Origin of the sequence: Algoriphagus faecimaris (assembly GCF_900101705.1) — a bacterium.
Lineage (GTDB): Bacteria > Bacteroidota > Bacteroidia > Cytophagales > Cyclobacteriaceae > Algoriphagus > Algoriphagus faecimaris.
In genome coordinates, this window is the sequence record NZ_FNAC01000015.1 from 41,282 (window position 1) to 58,426 (window position 17,145).

Here is a 17,145-nt window from a genome sequence, read left to right on the forward strand (position 1 = left end):
AACCAAACAACCTATCAAAAAGAGACTTTATCCTAATTTAAAACCGTTTTAGCTATTCGAATGAAAGAGCTAGAAAAATAAATATACATATAGCATCAAGTAGCTAAATCCAGCAAGAAAAAGCCAAAACCCATATTTAAGCAATTGCTTGGCACTTATACCTGTGATAGCCAGAAGTGGCAAAGCCCAAAACGGTTGTAAAAGATTAGAAATCTGATCTCCTAAAGAAAAAACCATGACGGTCTTTGATGAAGACAAACCCATTGCATCACTGATTTCCATGAGAATTGGCCCCTGAACTGCCCATTGACCTCCACCAGAGGGAACCATAAAATTGACCACCGCCGAGGAAACCAAAGCAAAAACAGGAAAAACAGAAGACGAGGAGTTATCCATGAAATAACCTACTGTGGACTCTAAAACTCCAGAGTGAGTTACCATCCCCAAAATCCCTGCATAAAAAGGAAACTGAATAAAGATATCTGAAGAACTTTTTAAGCCCTCAGAAACTGCCTCAGTAAACTCATTAACTCCACGATAAGCGAGCAGCGTCGATGCGAAAAGTAAAAAGTTAACCATGTTTAAATTCAAAAAGCCCAGATTAAATACTGACTGATAAAAAAGCTGATTAATCACTACAAGGATCATTATTCCACCTAGCAGGAATCCAGTATATTCTTTTGAATTCCCATCTATTGGACGTAGCGGCTGCGAATAAACAGGAGGGTCGTTTTTGTGCTTTTTTTGGGCTAAAATCCCGAGAACTAGTAAAAAAACCAATATGAGTCCACCACTTCCCCAAATATTGAAGCTGGAAAAAATCGTATCAGAAACGGATATCACCCCTATTTTTGATTGAAGAAAATGACCTTCTTCTGCCACCTTCAGCGGTGCCGAGGCAGATAATCCTCCATGCCAGACAGCCATCCCAAGATAGCCCGCCACGGCCAATAAAACGGGATCACTTCTCACGCCTTTCTCCTCCATGGCCAGAAAAACAAACCTCGCCAACAAAGCCCCGATAATCAATCCAAAACCCCAGTTCAAAAGACCTGCAAGCATCGTAATCCCGGCTGTCAAAAACACTGCTTGAGAGGCATTTTTTGGTGTTTTTGCAATCCTTTTCAAAACTGAATGTATCGGCTTATAAATGGCCAAAGCATAGCCAAAGACCAGGATGATCATCATCTGAAGGGTAAAGTCCAAAAGTCCAAAAAAACCCTGCTGCCAAAAACCCAATGTTTGCTGTATGCTCTCTTTGAGACTATTCCCCTTATCCTCTACTATGAGAACTGAAAAGACCAAGCAAAGCACAGTCAGGAACAAAACCAGACTGAATGGTGAAATGACGAATCCTGTTTTTCTTTTTAACTTCAAATTTACCTAAACAATTGTTTGATTTTTGAGTAGAATTATTAAATTCGAAGTAGATAAAATCCCCTGATCTTTACAAATATTTATTTGCTCGAAAATCCAGTGTATGGAATTAGAACTTAATTTTTTCTCATCCATTTTAATTTTCACGAGTATAGTGGTGGTCGGCTTGTCTTCATTTTTAGCCATTAAACTCAATGACTCAACTCGATGGATCTCATTGACTATGATTTTTGTATCTACTTGGTCTTTTTTTTACGGCTTGGAGCTTTCCAGCAAAAGCCTCGAAGACATGTTGTTTTGGATCAAGCTCGAGTACTTAGGCATCTCATTTACCCCTGCGATTTGGGTGATCTTTACCTTACGATATACCGGCTATCCTGGCTGGAGGAAAAGTTGGATCTTTATTTTGACATTTGTCATACCCATAATTACTTTTTTCTTAGTACTTACCAATGAAAGCCATCAATTACATTATGCTGATACTTGGGTGATTGCCTCTGGACCATTTCCTGTTTTAGGGATTGAAATTGGGCCTTGGTACTTGGTGCATACCATTTACTCCTACATCGCCTTCTTATTAGGGACTGTGATTCTTTGGAAAAGATTCCAGTTTGCTGATCCTTTGTTCAAAACTCAGACGAAATTTATCATAGCAGCAGGAATTTTCCCTTTAGTCTTCAACCTCATTTACCAACTTGGGATCATCAAACCCTACGAAGGAATTGATCTCACACCTTACGCTTTTATCTTCACCTATTTGGTAATGGGTTTCGCTATCTTGAGATATAATCTTTTTAGTATCAAGCCCATTGCCCACACCAAAATCATGGCAAGCATCCCACGAGGTGTGTTGGTCTTCGATGCAAAAAACAAAGTGGTAGACTTTAATCCCGCCTCACGCAAATTTTGTGCGGTTCCCGAAAAGATCAAAATTGGAGCTTTAGCCACTGATATTTTTAAAGAAAAGGAGGAGATTCTTCAATTGATTACAAAAGGCGTTCAAAATACAATCACTATTACTTCTACGAAAGCATCAAATTCATTGATTATTAAAATCGAAATGATTCCGATTTTGGATAAAAAGTCGATCCTCGGAGGTACGATTTTGCTTTTTGAAGATATCACGATTGCTACACAGGTCAATCAGCAACTACGTGATCAGGCACAGGACTTAAAACAGCTCAACGAATTAAAAGATAAATTTTTCAGCATTATCTCCCACGATTTGAAAGGACCTATTTTTGGTGTCAAAGAGCTGATCAATATGACCGAGCAAGGCCTAATCAGCAAAGATGAATTCATGGAAATGTTGCCTGAAGTATCCAAAAATATGGAACAGGTATCCATACTTTTAGAAAATCTTTTGGCATGGGCAAGCTCTCAGCTTCGTGGGGAATTTGTGGAAGCGGTAGCCTTTGACCTCTACCCTTTGCTAGAAAATCAAAAGAAACTCTTAACCAGAATCGCTGAGGAAAATAAAATCAAAATCACTATTCAGTCACATGAAAAACATCGAATCTTCGCCGACAAAAATATGGTGGATTTGATTATTCGAAATTTAATAAGCAACGCGATTAAATTTTCACAAAGAGACAGTGAGATCAAAATCTCCACAAGCCTAAGCGAGGATACCATAAAAATTGATATTCAAGACAGTGGAGCAGGGATAGATGCGCAAAACCTTAAAAAACTAAAAGAAGGAATATCCTTTACCACGCGTGGTATTCACAATGAAAGCGGAACCGGACTGGGATTAGTCCTAGTAAGAGACTACCTCAAAAAGAATAATGGCAAGCTCGAAGTAAAATCTCAAAAAGAGGTTGGAACTACTTTTTCGGTGTACTTACCTTCCGCTTGATTAGCCTAAGCCCATCAAAAACTTCATCGTATCAACCCCGTCTGCATAATCCCAAACATCAGGTGATTGAGCTGCTCCAAAGTGAATCGCACCTTCCCGCCTTTGAGGATCAGAAACAATACACTGTATCTTGTCTTTGAGTTCGTCAAGTCGATTGCGGAGAAGTTCTTCTTCTTCATACAACTCGTAGTAAAGCACAGCTATCGGAGATACCAAATCTAAACTCTCCTTTAAAATCAGAAAACCATTGTCAAGATGCGGTTCACTATTTACCAAGTAGATGGATTTGTTGTACTCATAGTTATTATGGTATTTATGATGCTCTGCCACCTCTTTGTATTCTTCAAGTACGGCCAAAAGCTGTTGAAGCTGTGTCTTTTCCTTGACAAAAATCTTCGAGACATTTCTACATCCCAAGCCAAAGTATTGGAAGATATCTTTACCTAGATTTCTAAGATCATCTTCAGATTCTTCCCCGTCTAAAATAGCTACTGAAGTCCTGTTTTGACGAATAATTGAAGGGTACTTCCCAAAATAGTAATTAAAATAACGCGCTGAGTTATCCGAACCGGTTGCAATGTAGGCATCTTTAGCTTTGAGCATTTCGGCGACCTGAATTCGATTTCCAAATTCAGGCTCAATCGCTATAATTTGCTCGATCAACCAAGTCATCAAAACCTGATCTGCTGAACTTAGTTTCACATGAGCTTCATGACCCGAGACCAAGACAGTCATCAAATCGTGAAAGCCTACCATAGGTATGTTGCCTGCCATCAAAATCCCGACCTTCAGCGTATTCCTGTCATTTTCTAGCGGATACTTGGACACCCAAGTTTTTAGATTTTCTGGATTTAATAGATGAGCAATACCCGAAAGTGCCTCTTCACAATTACCTTGTGTAAACCAGCTGTTTTTCTGAGCGGCTCTATCAAAAAGTGCTTCTTTCTTGTCATTTGATAAATTCTGAATCAACTCACCAAGTTTAACGAAAGCTTCTAGTCTTTTTTGTAAGGTCATAATGACGCAAATTTACCGAAAATGGAGAGAAGAAAAGTAAGAATTGATTTAAATTAGTTAGTATGACAACTTTTTATTGGCAGAGTCTTCGAAGCTTCTTACTTTTGAGTTCAAATAGTTTGAGATATGGCAATAATGATCACTGACGAATGCATCAATTGCGGTGCATGCGAACCTGAATGTCCCAATACGGCAATATATGAAGGAGGAGTAGAATGGACTTGGGGAGGAGGAACAGCCCTCAAGGAAGTGACCCTCGAAGACGGAACTGTAGTAAGTGCCACGGAAAAGCAAACTCCCGTTTCGGATGAGTTTTACTACATCGTGACAGAGAAATGTACAGAGTGCAATGGTTTTCATGAAGAACCACAGTGTGCTGCTGTATGTCCGGTAGATTGCTGCGTGGATGATCCTGAGCACCCTGAGACCGAAGAACAATTACTTGCTAAAAAATCATTTATGCACGGAGAGTAATTTGTTTACTCTCTTTGCACAGATTTTCATTCATTTATAATTTTCTACCATTTATCCCTTGTTTTTCACTATTTCTTGAAAAAAAACAAGAATTAGCTTGAAAACTAGAATTGAATTACCTTATCTTGGTTTGAAAATAAAAACCCCAGCAAATTTAACCCTTACGCATTGTGGAAGATAGAAGAGGCTACGACAGAGATGAAATATTCTCCAAAAAAGTAAAAGCAGGAAAAAGAACCTATTTTTTCGACATTAAAACCACCCGATCCAATGATTATTACTTGACGATTACGGAGAGTAAGCGTAAAATCAACGGAGACAACTTCAGCTATGAAAAGCATAAAATCTTTCTTTACAAAGAGGATTTTTTGAAATTCGTAGACGCGCTCAATGAGAGTGTAGATCATGTGAAAAATGAACTATTGCCGGATTTTGATTTCGAGCAGTACTCCAATGAAGATTCGGAAAATGAATTGGACGATGAATTGAAATGGGAGTAAACAATCTCCTTTCAAATTTGATTGATAGAAGATTAAAATAGTATTTTAGGGGAGGTCAAATGACCTCCTTTTATTTTGGCTATGCAGCGATTCTTTATTTACCTCATATTATTCATTTCTGCGTTTCTGCTCTTTGGCTGGTATTTTTCCAATATCACCTCTTATTTGATTTTGTCTTTGATTTTAGCGGCATTGCTTAGGCCATTGACCAATCGACTCAATGATTTCCATGTATTAGGACAGCATATCCCGAGATGGACTGCCATTTTAATTTCCTATTCAGCGATTATCTTACTTTTGATCACAGTGAGTTTTCTATTTTTTCCATTGATCAATAATCAGATTCAAATTCTGAGCAATTTGGACCTGGAAGGGATTTACCAACAAATCCAAAGACCCATTTCTAATTTGGAGCAAACTCTCCTGAATTATCAATTGATAGAATCTCAGCCTGGTTTTCTCTTTGATGAATTTAAGAAAAACGTCATTTCCGCTGTTTCAGGATTTGATTTTGGAAACTTTATAGGACAAGTCATCGACACCACAAGCACCTTGGCCATCGGGCTAATGGCGGTAGCTTTCATTACCTTTTTTCTACTCTTGGAAAATGGGATACTTCGAAGAAATCTCTTGAATTTGATCCCAAACCCTTATTTTGAGCTTTCAGTAGCCACTTTCACCAAAGTAGAAAGGTTGCTTTCCAATTACTTATCTGGATTGCTTTTTCAAATGCTAGCCATTTTCACCATTGCCAGTATAGGATTGAGTATTTTAGGTATAGAATATGCCTTGACCATTGCATTATTTGCCGCAGTGGCCAACCTTATTCCTTATGCAGGTCCTATTTTGGGGGCTACATTCGGTATTATCGTTGGGGTTTCCACGGGAATTTTCATCGAAGCAAGCGAAGTCACGTATCTTTTGATCAAGATATTGATGGTATTTGGGGTGGTCCAATTAACGGACAATATCCTCCTTCAGCCATTGATTTTCTCGAAAACCGTAAAAGCACATCCCCTTGAAATTTTTGTTGTTATCTTTGCGGGGGCAAAAATCGCCGGGGTTCTAGGAATGATCTTCGCCATACCGGTTTATACCATCTTTAGAGTTTCTGTCTTAGAATTCTTTAAAGGGTACAAATCGTATCGAATATTTAAAATCAAATCTACAAATTAAATGGCTTTACAATGTGGCATTGTGGGACTCCCAAATGTGGGAAAGTCCACCTTGTTTAATGCACTTTCCTCTGCAAAAGCGGAAGCTGCTAATTTTCCTTTTTGCACTATCGAACCTAATGTAGGAGTAGTCACCGTACCCGATAAACGTCTTAAAATCCTTTCTGACCTTGTCAATCCTCATCGAGTTTTACCTACTGTAATCGAATTTGTAGATATTGCTGGCCTAGTAAAAGGAGCAAGTAAGGGAGAAGGCTTGGGAAATAAATTTCTGGCGAATATCAGGGAAGTGGATGCAATCATCCATGTGATTCGCTGTTTCGAAGATGATAATATTGTCCATGTAGCCGGAGGTGTAGACCCGATTTTTGACAAGGAAGTCATCGATACAGAGCTCCAACTGAAGGACTTGGAATCCATAGACAAAAAAATCCAACGCATTGAAAAAATTGCGAAATCCGGGGATGCTAAGGCAAAAAGAGAATTAGAAACCTTGCAAAGGTTTAAAGGAGGGCTACAGTCAGGCCTAAATGCACGAGCCATCGAAGCTGAAAAAGAAGATCTAGAGGCCGTCCGTGACCTACACCTACTCACGATCAAGCCTGTCTTATACGTGGCCAACGTAGATGAATCTAGCATTTTGACAGGAAACAGCTATGTAGACCAACTTCGTAATAAAGTAGCTGAAGAAAATGCAGAGGTCATCGTTCTCTGTGCTGCCATAGAAAGCCAAATTGCCGAATTTGAGGATCTTGAGGAAAAAGAGATGTTCCTTTCTGAGTATGGATTAGAAGAAAGTGGACTTAATAAATTAATTGCTGGTGCTTATTCGCTATTAGACCTAATTACCTATTTTACTGCAGGTGTACAAGAAGTGAGGGCATGGACAATTAAAAAAGGGTGGAAAGCTCCTCAGGCAGCAGGTGTGATTCATACTGATTTTGAACGTGGATTTATCAAAGCCGAAGTAATAAAATTGCCAGATTACCAACAATTCAAGACCGAAGCGGGTTGTAGAGAAAACGGAAAGATAGCAATCGAAGGCAAAGAGTACATCGTCAAAGACGGTGACATTATGCATTTTAGATTTAATGTTTGATGTATAATAAAAAAAATCGTACTTTTGCCATTGCTTATCCACCCAAAATTACGTATCGTATTTTGATTTAATTAATGTCTCATTTTATTTTTAAAAAACCGTGAGAGTTAGACTTATATTTTCACTAAAGAACAAAGGCTCATATTTGCCTTTCCATCATCAGTACATTCTGGCTCAGTTCCTCAAAGGACTGATCGTCAAAGGAGGTCGTGAGGAATTCTTCAACTACAATTACTTCAACTTCTCTGGCCTCAAAGGACAGACGAAGGTGAGTAGAAGTGGTCTGCACTATTACTCCAGCTTGGTAACCCTCGTGCTTTCTTCTCAAAGCGAAGAATTCATGGATTACTTGCTTGAGCAGGTGTTTGCTACTCCTAAAATTGAATTGGGAAATCTAATCATGTCTCCAGAATATACTGAACTGGAGAATGAGCCTGAGTTGGAAACTTCAAACAAGTTTGTTTGTATTTCCCCCCTTGTATTAATCACCCCCGCATTTAACGAGGAAATTGGCAAAAGATTCATCAGCCCTGATAGCGATGAATTCTCTGATTTATTATACGAATCTACCTTGACACGTATGGAGCGCTCCGGCTGGTACACCCCAGAGCAAATGGAGTCCTTCTACAAGTTCCAAGTAGTGCCGGACATGGTCTATGTCAATAAGCTAAAAGAACAGCAGAAAAAATTTGCTAGAATTTATGCTGTCTATGACATGGATGTCAAATACGAAGTAAGAGGATACACCCTTCCATTTACTTTGTATGCCGCACCGGAAGTTCAAGACTTCGTATTCAAATGTGGTCTAGGAGCGTTCACCCACAAAGGCTTTGGAATGCTAGATTTAGCAAACCATCCATCGGGTAATAGGACAACCTCCTACAAGTTTAAGCGTGAAGGTTTTGTTCCTTATAGACCAACCGAGAGAATCAGACAAAATGTAGCTCCCACCGAATCAGAAGGTGGAGAAAGCACAGAAGAAAGTCAATCCGAAGATTAAAAAAAAATCCCCTTGAGTAAGGGGATTTTTTTTTGTCTTTTTTAATCTGATTATAATTTGTTTTTTGGAGGTCATAACTTGTCCCGCGCTTTAAGTCGGGAAGGGCACTTGTACATTTTACAAACATCCATCCCAGTGTATGTCGCTTACATTGTGCCCGATTCCAATTATTTATTTTGATCATAGCCCCTATCAAGATGGCTATTCACTATTTCTTCTCTCCCACACTTCCAAACCGAACTTTAAAAGAAGCTCCGAAAAAACTGGGATTATCTCCAAAACCGGTAAATTGATTGACAGGGAGATGGTAGAAGGGCATCAAGATATAAGATGTGTTATCGGACTGAAGCACCCGAAGATTTAATCCGAAATTCATGGTCGCAAAAGGATAAAACTTACCTTCAGTAGTAGCTAAACTTTGAGTCTGCACTACCGATTCGCTTCTAAGCTGAAAACTATTGGTCAGTAATGCATCTTGTCCAGAAACAGGTACTTGACGAGAAAAAGAAGATTCCAGTTCGGCCACTTCACTGAGGGCGTAGAAATTAGAAAACCCTGCCTGAAGAGAAACAGACTCATTGGTAGTCAGCGGATATTGAAAGTAAACGGGTACTTCCAGTTGAGTCTGTCTTACTAGCAACTGCTCTTGAATCGGTGAAATACTGGAAGCAAAGGCTACCGAGGGAGAAGATTCCAATTGATTCTGTTGATTAAACAAATTAACTCCGAGACCTGAACCTACTATCAACTTTCCCGGTAAGTCCATTGCGACTAGAAAACCCATGCCCAAGGAAGAACTAGCCGTAGTATTACCATTTTGCTGAGCGGCCCCAAAACTCGGGCTTACTCCTAGTCCCAGAGAGATTTTAGCTTTTCTAGGCTCGACCTCAGGAAAATCAAATTCTATTTTACTATTACCTACTTCCTCAATTGATTTCAATCCTAATGTTGTAAAAAATTCCTTTGAAGAAATCGGCTTTTCCTTGCCCATTAAATCAAATCCCCGCTTAGAATTAGCCAAAGGAATCCATTCTTGATCAATTGACACCTTCGCGGATACTTTTCCCTGACCTTGTTCTGATTCGGCTTTTGCAGTCAACATTCCGAGATCATTTTGTTTCATTTGCTCTAAACCGGACTCGTACTTCTCTTCACTCGCTAGTTGGGCAAGTGTAGGAAATGGAGTTTTTTCCTCATTACTTTTCTCTATTAATTCATTAGAAGTATTTGGTACCAAAATATTATTCTCATCTGATTCCTTGATCTGATTAGACTCAGGACTCTTTATCTGACCTGAGTCAGCAAGTCCATTTTCGGGACCTAACTTAGAGCTGTCTTGATCTCCATCATAGAAATACGCCATACTCAGCACCCCTACAAGAAGCGAGGCAGCAATCCCGCTAAGCCACCAAGTTATCTTTGAGTTTTTGGCATGGCTACGCCTCCGCTGAAAAGTCTCCCATGCATCCAAATCATAAGGCATGTTTTGGGACTCCTGGGCTTGTTTCAGCCGTTTAGCAATGATTTTACTTATTTTATCTTCCTGCATATTCCTTCAGGTGAAATTGTACTAAATCCCGAAGCCTCGCTTTTGCCCGAGCCAAATAAACCCGGGAAGAACTTTCGGTAATTTTCATTTTTTCGGCAATCTCCCGATGACTGTATCCTTCTACTTCGTAAAGATTAAATACTAATCGATGATCAGCCGGTAACTGGTGAATCAAACGCATCAAATCCTCAAAGGCCAGTGAGGACAAAGCGCCGACTTCGTGAAAGATATCGACTTGATCTTCTATCGCAAGTTGATCTTGGAAACGCTTATTCTTTCTATAGAAATCTATTGCTGTATTTACTGTAATCCGCCGAAGCCAAGATTTTACCGATTGAAACTCCTCAAAGCTCTTGATGGAAGAGAAAAATTTAAGAAAGCTGTCATTGACTATCTCCTGAGCCAAATCACGGTCTTTGGCATAGGACAGACAGATTCCCATGACATAGCCATAGTATCGCTTAAAAAAAACTTCTTCATGCTTTGCTGATTTCCGTTTGCAACCGGCAATCAGCTCTTCATCTGACCAGTTCAAGTGCTTCGATTCAAGGATTTGGGGAATTATTACTATTCAAACGGCCAAGTTCTAGTTTTCGGTTACCCTCTACTGATAATTCCTCTTTTGTCTGACAAGGCAAATCATTTTCCATAGGGCCACGCTTGATTCTCTCGTTTTTTTGATGACCCAGCTGCCAAGCAAAACTGCAAAAGAAAATCAAAAGGACGCCGCTGAAAAACTTATTCATAGCCTGTTTTAAATAAGGACGCTGAGAGGGTGAAGAATGCTACAAAGTGCTTAAAAAAATCTCAAAATTATCTTTCATTGAATTTGTAAAAAACAAAAATCCCCCCAAACGATTGAGGAGATTTTCGTATTCAAAATTAAAACCTATAATCAAATTTAACTTAACTTAACTTAAAACGGATTGGTAGTCGCATTCTAGTACGAACTTCTCTTCCCCGCTGTTTGCCAGGCTCCCAGTTAGGTGCATTTTGAACAACTCTAATCGCTGCTTCATCACAGCCGGCTCCTATACCTCTTAAAATATCTACATCTTGAATAGAGCCATCCGTATTGATTACAAAGACAACTATAACTGTTCCTTCTACTCCTTCTTTCTTTGCCTGCTCGGGATAGACAAGATTTGAAGAAAGATACTGGTTCCATCCTTGCATCCCTCCTGCAGGATTTGGTTGATCCTCCACTACATCAAAGATCTCATCAGCAGACATTTCTATCACTCTGCCATTTTCGATAGCTTTTAACTCAGCATTGCCATCCTCATCAATTATTTCGACAATGTTTTCAGGCTTGATCGGTTCTTCTCCTATATTTTGATCACAGGAAAAAGCAAATACCATCAATCCAAGAATAGGCAAAATCATTAAAAATCGGCCTTTCTGTAAATTTTTAGATTCTTCTTTATTCATCATAACTATGCGTTTTTTGGTTTGAAATTGGTTAAAACTATTAGTGAATTGCCAGCCTTGATCTTGAGTAATTAATCGAAGGAGTAATCTAGAATAATCAATTTGAGAATAGTTTCTAGTTACTCCCTGATCTGCTTGATACTCATGAACCTCTCTCAGCGATCGTTCAAAAAGATACACAGCAGGATTAAACCAAAAGATCGCTTTAACCAATTGAAGTAAAATCAAATCGAAGGTGTGTCTTTTGGACACATGAACTGATTCGTGCAATAATATTTTTTGCAGATCTTCATCCTGCGGATCAAAATACGGGAGTAGAATGTAATTGAAGAAAGAAGCCGGTTCGAAGCTTGGATGAATGGCTAATTTCATTCCTTGATACTCCAGCTTTTCTACCATTTGTAACTGAAATATTGGCTTGGCAATTCCTAGTAAAATTCTACCCAGAAAAACCAAAAAACCAATACCATAGATCCATACCAATGCTTCCTGCCAGGAAAGCGAAAAACCCGACTCAAAAGAGCCATTTCCCACTTCCACTAATGGGAGTGTATATTCAGTAAGCGAAACCGTGCTCACTACAGCTTCGAAAGATAAGAGTGGAACAATCAGCCCTACTCCCATCAGAAGCAATAGAATGCTTCGGTTCCAATCAAAGAAAGTTAGCTTTTCCAGAAAAACCCTGTAAAACCCCCAACCCAAAAGCAGGCAGAGACTCCCCTCAATCAGATAATTCAGAAACCCGCTCATTTTTTACCTTTCTTCTCATAATCATCGATCATCTTCTCTAATTCTATTACTTCTTTCTTAGATATGTTCTTTTCCTTGACCATAAAAGAAAGAAAGTTACCCACTGACCCTTCGAAGAAATTCTTCACCATATAATTAATACTCTTTTTACTGTACTCTTCCTTAGAAACCAAAGGTATGTACATGTGTGTGTTGCCATACAGCTTGTGTGTCAAATAGCCCTTACTCTCCAGCAAGCGTATCGTAGAGGCAAGTGTAGTGTATGGAGGTTTTGGTTCTTCCATCTCATTCAAAACATCTCGTACTAGTCCCTGTCCAAGGCTCCACAAAATGCGCATGATGGTTTCTTCTTGATTGCTAAGTTCTTTCATAAGGTGGTGTGTTTAAGAATTAATTATTACTACTATGATTCTTTCGTAAATCTACGAGAATATTTTAAAGGTCAAAATAATTTCTAACATTTTTTGCTTAGAAATCCACTTGATGGGTATTACTTTAGAAAGACCTAAAGACTTTAAAAAGAGAGGCAATTGACTTATTTAGCCTCCAAAGCATTATTTTTTCCAGAAGAATTAGGACTCTATTTATTCACCAGCAATAAAAATCGTGGAACTGATAACCGGGGTTACTTTAAAATACCCCAATGCTTTTCCCTCACCCCGAAGAGTCTGAATATTTCCATCTGGATTTTGAGGAGGAGGACTAAATAGACCACCATCGCTAAATAATAGTCCTACCAATTGACTAAAATAATCATAAACGTCCTCATTCATCCTAAAAAGCTCCAAACGAACCCTGTCCCCTTCATTGAATGCGTAGCCTAATTCTAAGCCTTCTTCAAAGAAAGTAAGTCCAAACGTATCATCAAAAAGCAAATAATCCTCTCTATTATTCTTAAGCGTATCATTTTCAATGACCCTTATCCTATAAAAATTATCCTCCGGAAAAGGGATTTTACCATAAGCCTTGATATAATACCCCTCTTCTCTAAAAAGTCGCTCCTCTTGAAAACTAACCGAAAGACTATCGAGTATAGGCGGTTCCAGCATCAAACCACTAGCCTTATACACTTGGCCTTCCCACTCGACTAGCAATTCATAGCGCTCTCCTACCCTTGCCGTCCTCTTTCTATCGATTGGCTTGTAGCTATTACTCTCAGGGTAAAACCTAAAAGGAATAACTACCTCAGTTCCAGGTATCAGGATGCTGACTGAAGCGTTGGATATGATTTGATAAGACTGCGGGTCAAAGTAATTTCTAGCAAGTGAAATTTTCACTTCATTGTACTGCTCATTATCTGTCCAAATCCCCTCTATCACTGGGACCTCACCATCAATACTTGCTAAAGGCAGTGAGACCTCCTCTTGACAAGAAATCATCCAAAGTGCAAACATTATGATAAGTAGCCGCTTCATTAGAATTGAAAATTATAAGTAATAGAAGGTAAAAAGGTGAACAAATAGGTCATGACGATTCCCTGACGGGATGAAGTAATAGGCCCATCTGCAGGGCTGAAATTCAAATCATCATTGTAAATCTGTCTAAACTCGTATGCAAATGGGTTTTTTCTTCCGTAAAGATTATAGACACTAAAATTCCAGCTTCCTCGCCATTTCCTACCCCTATCTGGTCTTTTCCAAATAATAGAAGCATCCATGCGATGATAATCCGGAAACCGGTCTTGGTTTCTAAACTCTGAAAATAAAGGAAGTGACTGAAAATCTGCTTGGTAAGTGCCAATCGGGAAAGTTACAGCCTGTCCGGTGGTATAAACGAAAGTTAAACCTGCTGACCACTGCGGCGTAAATTCATGATTAAGTACCAAGGTGATGTCATGCGGTCGATCAAAACGTGGGTTAAAAGCTTGATTCTGACTAATTCCATCGATCCTCCTCCAAGCTCTAGACCAGGTATAAGCCAGCCACCCCGTGGTCTTACCGACATTCTTTCGCGCCAAAAACTCCAAGCCGTAGGACCAACCATTCCCTGTCAGCAACTCGGTCTCCACTTGATCAGTAAATAAAACCTGAGCGCCATTTTTCAGATCAATTACATTTCTGAGATCTTTATAATATCCCTCAAGTGAAATCTCCCACTTTCCTCCCTGAAGATTTTGAAACAAGCCTAGGGAAATCTGATCTGAACGTAAGGGAGATACATACCTCCCCGCCAATATCCATCTATCAATGGGTAAGCCGGCAGAGCTATTCGAAGCGATTTGTACATATTGAAAATTACGATTGAAGGCTGACTTGATCGAAAGCTGCTCATTTAACATCATTCTAATAGCAATCCTTGGCTCCAAGCCTTGATAAAACTGCACTCTATCAAAAGGCCCATAACTGATGGAATCTGTCACTGCTGTAGCTTCTCCAGGAATCTCCCTGTCATAAAAATAATCCACTCCAGGGCCGATTTGCTGATAAAGCCCCAGTCTAAGCCCAGCCTCAGCACTGAGTTTTGGGCTTAAATCAAACTTTGTCTCTAAAAACAAATTATTCAAAAATCCATTTTTTGGACTTGTAGCAATGGGCTGAATACTACTCGTAGGGGCAGGACTCAACTCAACTGGCAAAAAGCGATACAGCTGACTATGAAGTCCTCCATACATCTCAAAACCTTCTCCTCCCAGCAAGGTCCATGTAGCTTTGACACCCGACTCAGTAAGCTGATTATCCCACTTGAATCCATTATCCCGATCCTCAAACTCGACCTTATAGCTGTACTGTGAATGATAAGCCTGGAGATCAAAAAATAATTTATCCGTCTTATTTCTCGACCAATTGACAGCACTTACCCAATTGGACCAGCCTAAACCAAACTGCTCCGAAAGTCCTAGAAAGTCACTTCCCTGATAGCTGGAGATACTGAGCTTGTCTTTTTCAGAAAGAAAAAAAGTTGCCTTCGCACTGAGATCATGAAAGTTGAGCTGATTGTTTCGAATGTCTTCATTGCTGGAAAGCTTTAAAAACAAATCTGCATAGGTCCGTCTACCAGAAATCACAAAGGAAGATTTATCCGAAAAAAGTGGGCCATCTAGTGTAAGACGGGAAGAGATCGTCCCAATACCTCCTTCCCCCCGCACTTTTTCTCGATTACCCTCTTTAAGTCCCACATCAATCAATGAGGATAATCTTCCACCAAAGGAAGCAGGCATATTCCCTTTATACAATTCTACTTGGTCGAGCGCATCAGGATTAAATACGGAGAAGAACCCAAAGAAATGCGAAGGATTATATACCGGAGCACCGTCGATTTGAACTAGATTTTGATCTGCTGAACCTCCTCTCACAAATAGACCCGTTGTTCCCTCTCCGGCAGTCTGCACGCCGGGGAGCAATTGCAGACTTCTAAACAAATCTACTTCCCCAAACAATGCGGGAATGTTTTTAATGGTCTCTATGGGCAGGTAGTCTTTTCCCATTTCCAGACTCCTCACTTGAGCACCTGCCCTTCGCTCTGAAACGGTGACCTCGTCCAAGTCAAAATCCTCTCCTTTCAATAAAATCCGAATCGTCTTTCCTAGGTCCTTTTCTTGTATCAGTCGGGTAGATTTTTCATAGCCCAGATAAGAAACCATCAGTTGAGCAGGCAGACGGATGGCTTCCAGTTCAAATCTTCCATCAATATCGGTAATCACTCCCTTGTTGGTTTCAGACTCCCAATATACTGTTGCACCGGGTAGAGGCTGTTTAGACATAGCATCTAGAATGGTCCCACGTAGGTATTGTTGAGCGATAATTTCTCCAAAAAAAAGCGTTTGAAGCAGAAAAACTAAACTGCCAATAAGTCTTTTGGCCATTTTTGTATGCAAAATCAAAGTCTGTTTGTGCTTTAAGACGCAACCTAGCAATTAATGTTTGTTAATTATCGGTACAGTTTCATTTCTAAACTCACCACTCGCATCAAAGTTTCTTTTTAAGTAAGCTTTATTTTATAATTTCAGGCCATGGTTTGGGCATATCCTGATATTAATCTGATTATTTTACTTTCTGGACTATTTGTCGTCCTGTACTTCATCTATATCAGTAGATATTGGTTGATTAATCGACGTCTACAAGTAGAAAAAAGAAGACTATTTACAAAAATGGTCCTGAGAACCCTGTATTTCCTACTCTTTCTGGTAGCCTTAGCTGGTCCCTCGATCGGGGTATCGACTAAGGAAGTAAAAGAGGAGGGTAAGGACATTTTCATCGCTGTAGACCTTTCACAATCCATGAATGCAACAGATATCGGTCCCAGTAGGCTACAGAGGGTCAAATTTGAATTAAAAAACCTGATCAAAAGCTTCCCATCAGATCGTATAGGTTTGATCATTTTTTCCTCAGAGGCATTCATGCAGTGTCCTCTCACATTTGACCAAAATGTACTTCAGCTACATATCGACGGATTGAACACCGGGCTAGTCCCTAGTGCAGGTACGGATTTGAATGGGCCGCTGAGACTTGCTTTGGATCGTTTTATCAATGATGAAAGCCAAGAGGTCAAATCCAAATCAATTATTCTGATCTCTGATGGAGAGAATTTTGGAGATGATTTAGGAGATGTCTCTGAAGGCCTGAGTGATGCGGGGGTAAAAGTCTTTTCTCTCGGTGTGGGCTCTGAAGAAGGAGCCCCAGTGCCTAGAGGAAATGGAGTAATTATGGACCCTGCGACAGGTCAACCTGCCATCTCAAAGCTGGAAAAAAGATCTCTTCAGCAAGTAGCTTCCCAAACTTCCGGAGAATATTTTGAAATATCCGATCAAGTGCAAGAGTTGGGCAATTTGCTTGCCTCACTTGAGCGACTTGAAGGCGGTGTAGTAGGGTCCCGCACAGTAGAAACTTCTTCTAACAAATATTTCTATTTCCTTTTGGCTGGACTCGTCTTATCTTTAATGGATATGGTATTACCCATTAAAACTATTAAGTTGTAA

General features: G+C 39.7%; 15 protein-coding genes. 7 read left to right on the forward strand and 8 right to left on the reverse strand.

The window, feature by feature from the left end; genetic code table 11:
• Positions 1-69: 69 nt before the first annotated feature.
• The gene (locus tag BLQ57_RS09670; RefSeq protein WP_087939086.1) at positions 70-1,377 is read right to left on the reverse strand and encodes a TIGR00366 family protein; all 1,308 of its coding nucleotides are present in this window, start codon (positions 1,375-1,377) and stop codon (positions 70-72) included.
• A gap of 103 nt (positions 1,378-1,480) precedes the next feature.
• Here BLQ57_RS09670 and BLQ57_RS09675 point away from each other — a divergent pair, with 103 nt between their 5' ends.
• Entirely contained in the window at positions 1,481-3,235 is a 1,755-nt protein-coding gene (locus tag BLQ57_RS09675; protein WP_087939085.1) for a sensor histidine kinase, read from the forward strand.
• On the opposite strand, the gene BLQ57_RS09680 is transcribed toward BLQ57_RS09675, so the two are convergent.
• The gene (locus tag BLQ57_RS09680; protein ID WP_087939084.1) at positions 3,236-4,252 is read right to left on the reverse strand and encodes an acyl-CoA reductase; all 1,017 of its coding nucleotides are present in this window, start codon (positions 4,250-4,252) and stop codon (positions 3,236-3,238) included.
• 126 nt (positions 4,253-4,378) lie between these two features.
• Between BLQ57_RS09680 and BLQ57_RS09685 the strand changes: the two genes are divergently transcribed.
• From BLQ57_RS09685 to cas6, 5 genes are all read left to right on the forward strand, one after another.
• The gene (locus tag BLQ57_RS09685) at positions 4,379-4,726 is read left to right on the forward strand and encodes a 4Fe-4S dicluster domain-containing protein (RefSeq protein WP_087939083.1); all 348 of its coding nucleotides are present in this window, start codon (positions 4,379-4,381) and stop codon (positions 4,724-4,726) included.
• 170 nt (positions 4,727-4,896) lie between these two features.
• Positions 4,897-5,226 carry a DUF3276 family protein gene (locus tag BLQ57_RS09690; protein WP_087939082.1) on the forward strand — a complete coding sequence of 110 codons (330 nt, stop codon included), beginning with the start codon at positions 4,897-4,899 and terminating at the stop codon, positions 5,224-5,226.
• Positions 5,227-5,307: 81 nt separating this feature from the next.
• Positions 5,308-6,402 carry an AI-2E family transporter gene (locus BLQ57_RS09695; RefSeq protein ID WP_087939081.1) on the forward strand — a complete coding sequence of 365 codons (1,095 nt, stop codon included), beginning with the start codon at positions 5,308-5,310 and terminating at the stop codon, positions 6,400-6,402.
• Positions 6,403-7,500: a redox-regulated ATPase YchF gene (gene ychF / locus BLQ57_RS09700; RefSeq protein ID WP_087939080.1), complete on the forward strand. Its 1,098-nt coding sequence runs from the start codon at positions 6,403-6,405 to the stop codon at positions 7,498-7,500.
• 100 nt (positions 7,501-7,600) lie between these two features.
• Positions 7,601-8,500 (forward strand): CRISPR-associated endoribonuclease Cas6, encoded by a 900-nt coding sequence (cas6, locus tag BLQ57_RS09705; protein ID WP_087939079.1) that lies wholly within the window; start codon positions 7,601-7,603, stop codon positions 8,498-8,500.
• Positions 8,501-8,708: 208 nt separating this feature from the next.
• Here the strand turns inward: cas6 and BLQ57_RS09710 are convergent, their stop codons facing one another.
• The 6 genes from BLQ57_RS09710 to BLQ57_RS09740 all read right to left on the reverse strand — a co-directional run bounded on the left by BLQ57_RS09710 (position 8,709) and on the right by BLQ57_RS09740 (position 16,032).
• Positions 8,709-10,049, reverse strand: a complete 1,341-nt coding sequence (locus tag BLQ57_RS09710) for a hypothetical protein (RefSeq protein WP_087939078.1) — start codon at positions 10,047-10,049, stop codon at positions 8,709-8,711.
• Positions 10,036-10,584: an RNA polymerase sigma factor gene (locus BLQ57_RS09715; protein WP_087939077.1), complete on the reverse strand. Its 549-nt coding sequence runs from the start codon at positions 10,582-10,584 to the stop codon at positions 10,036-10,038. The genes BLQ57_RS09710 and BLQ57_RS09715 overlap by 14 nt, the downstream gene beginning before the upstream one ends.
• A gap of 371 nt (positions 10,585-10,955) precedes the next feature.
• A complete protein-coding gene (locus BLQ57_RS09725) occupies positions 10,956-12,230 on the reverse strand; it encodes a M56 family metallopeptidase (RefSeq protein WP_087939075.1) in 1,275 nt (424 codons plus the stop codon).
• Positions 12,227-12,601, reverse strand: a complete 375-nt coding sequence (locus BLQ57_RS09730; protein WP_087939074.1) for a BlaI/MecI/CopY family transcriptional regulator — start codon at positions 12,599-12,601, stop codon at positions 12,227-12,229. Before BLQ57_RS09730 ends, BLQ57_RS09725 begins: the two co-directional genes overlap by 4 nt.
• Before the next feature lie 213 nt (positions 12,602-12,814).
• Positions 12,815-13,645, reverse strand: a complete 831-nt coding sequence (locus tag BLQ57_RS09735; RefSeq protein ID WP_087939073.1) for a DUF4249 family protein — start codon at positions 13,643-13,645, stop codon at positions 12,815-12,817.
• The gene (locus BLQ57_RS09740; RefSeq protein WP_087939072.1) at positions 13,645-16,032 is read right to left on the reverse strand and encodes a TonB-dependent receptor; all 2,388 of its coding nucleotides are present in this window, start codon (positions 16,030-16,032) and stop codon (positions 13,645-13,647) included. Before BLQ57_RS09740 ends, BLQ57_RS09735 begins: the two co-directional genes overlap by 1 nt.
• 147 nt (positions 16,033-16,179) lie before the next feature.
• On the opposite strand from BLQ57_RS09740, the gene BLQ57_RS09745 reads away from it, so the two are divergent.
• Complete coding sequence (locus tag BLQ57_RS09745; RefSeq protein ID WP_087939071.1) at positions 16,180-17,145, forward strand: VWA domain-containing protein; 966 nt, start codon at positions 16,180-16,182, stop codon at positions 17,143-17,145.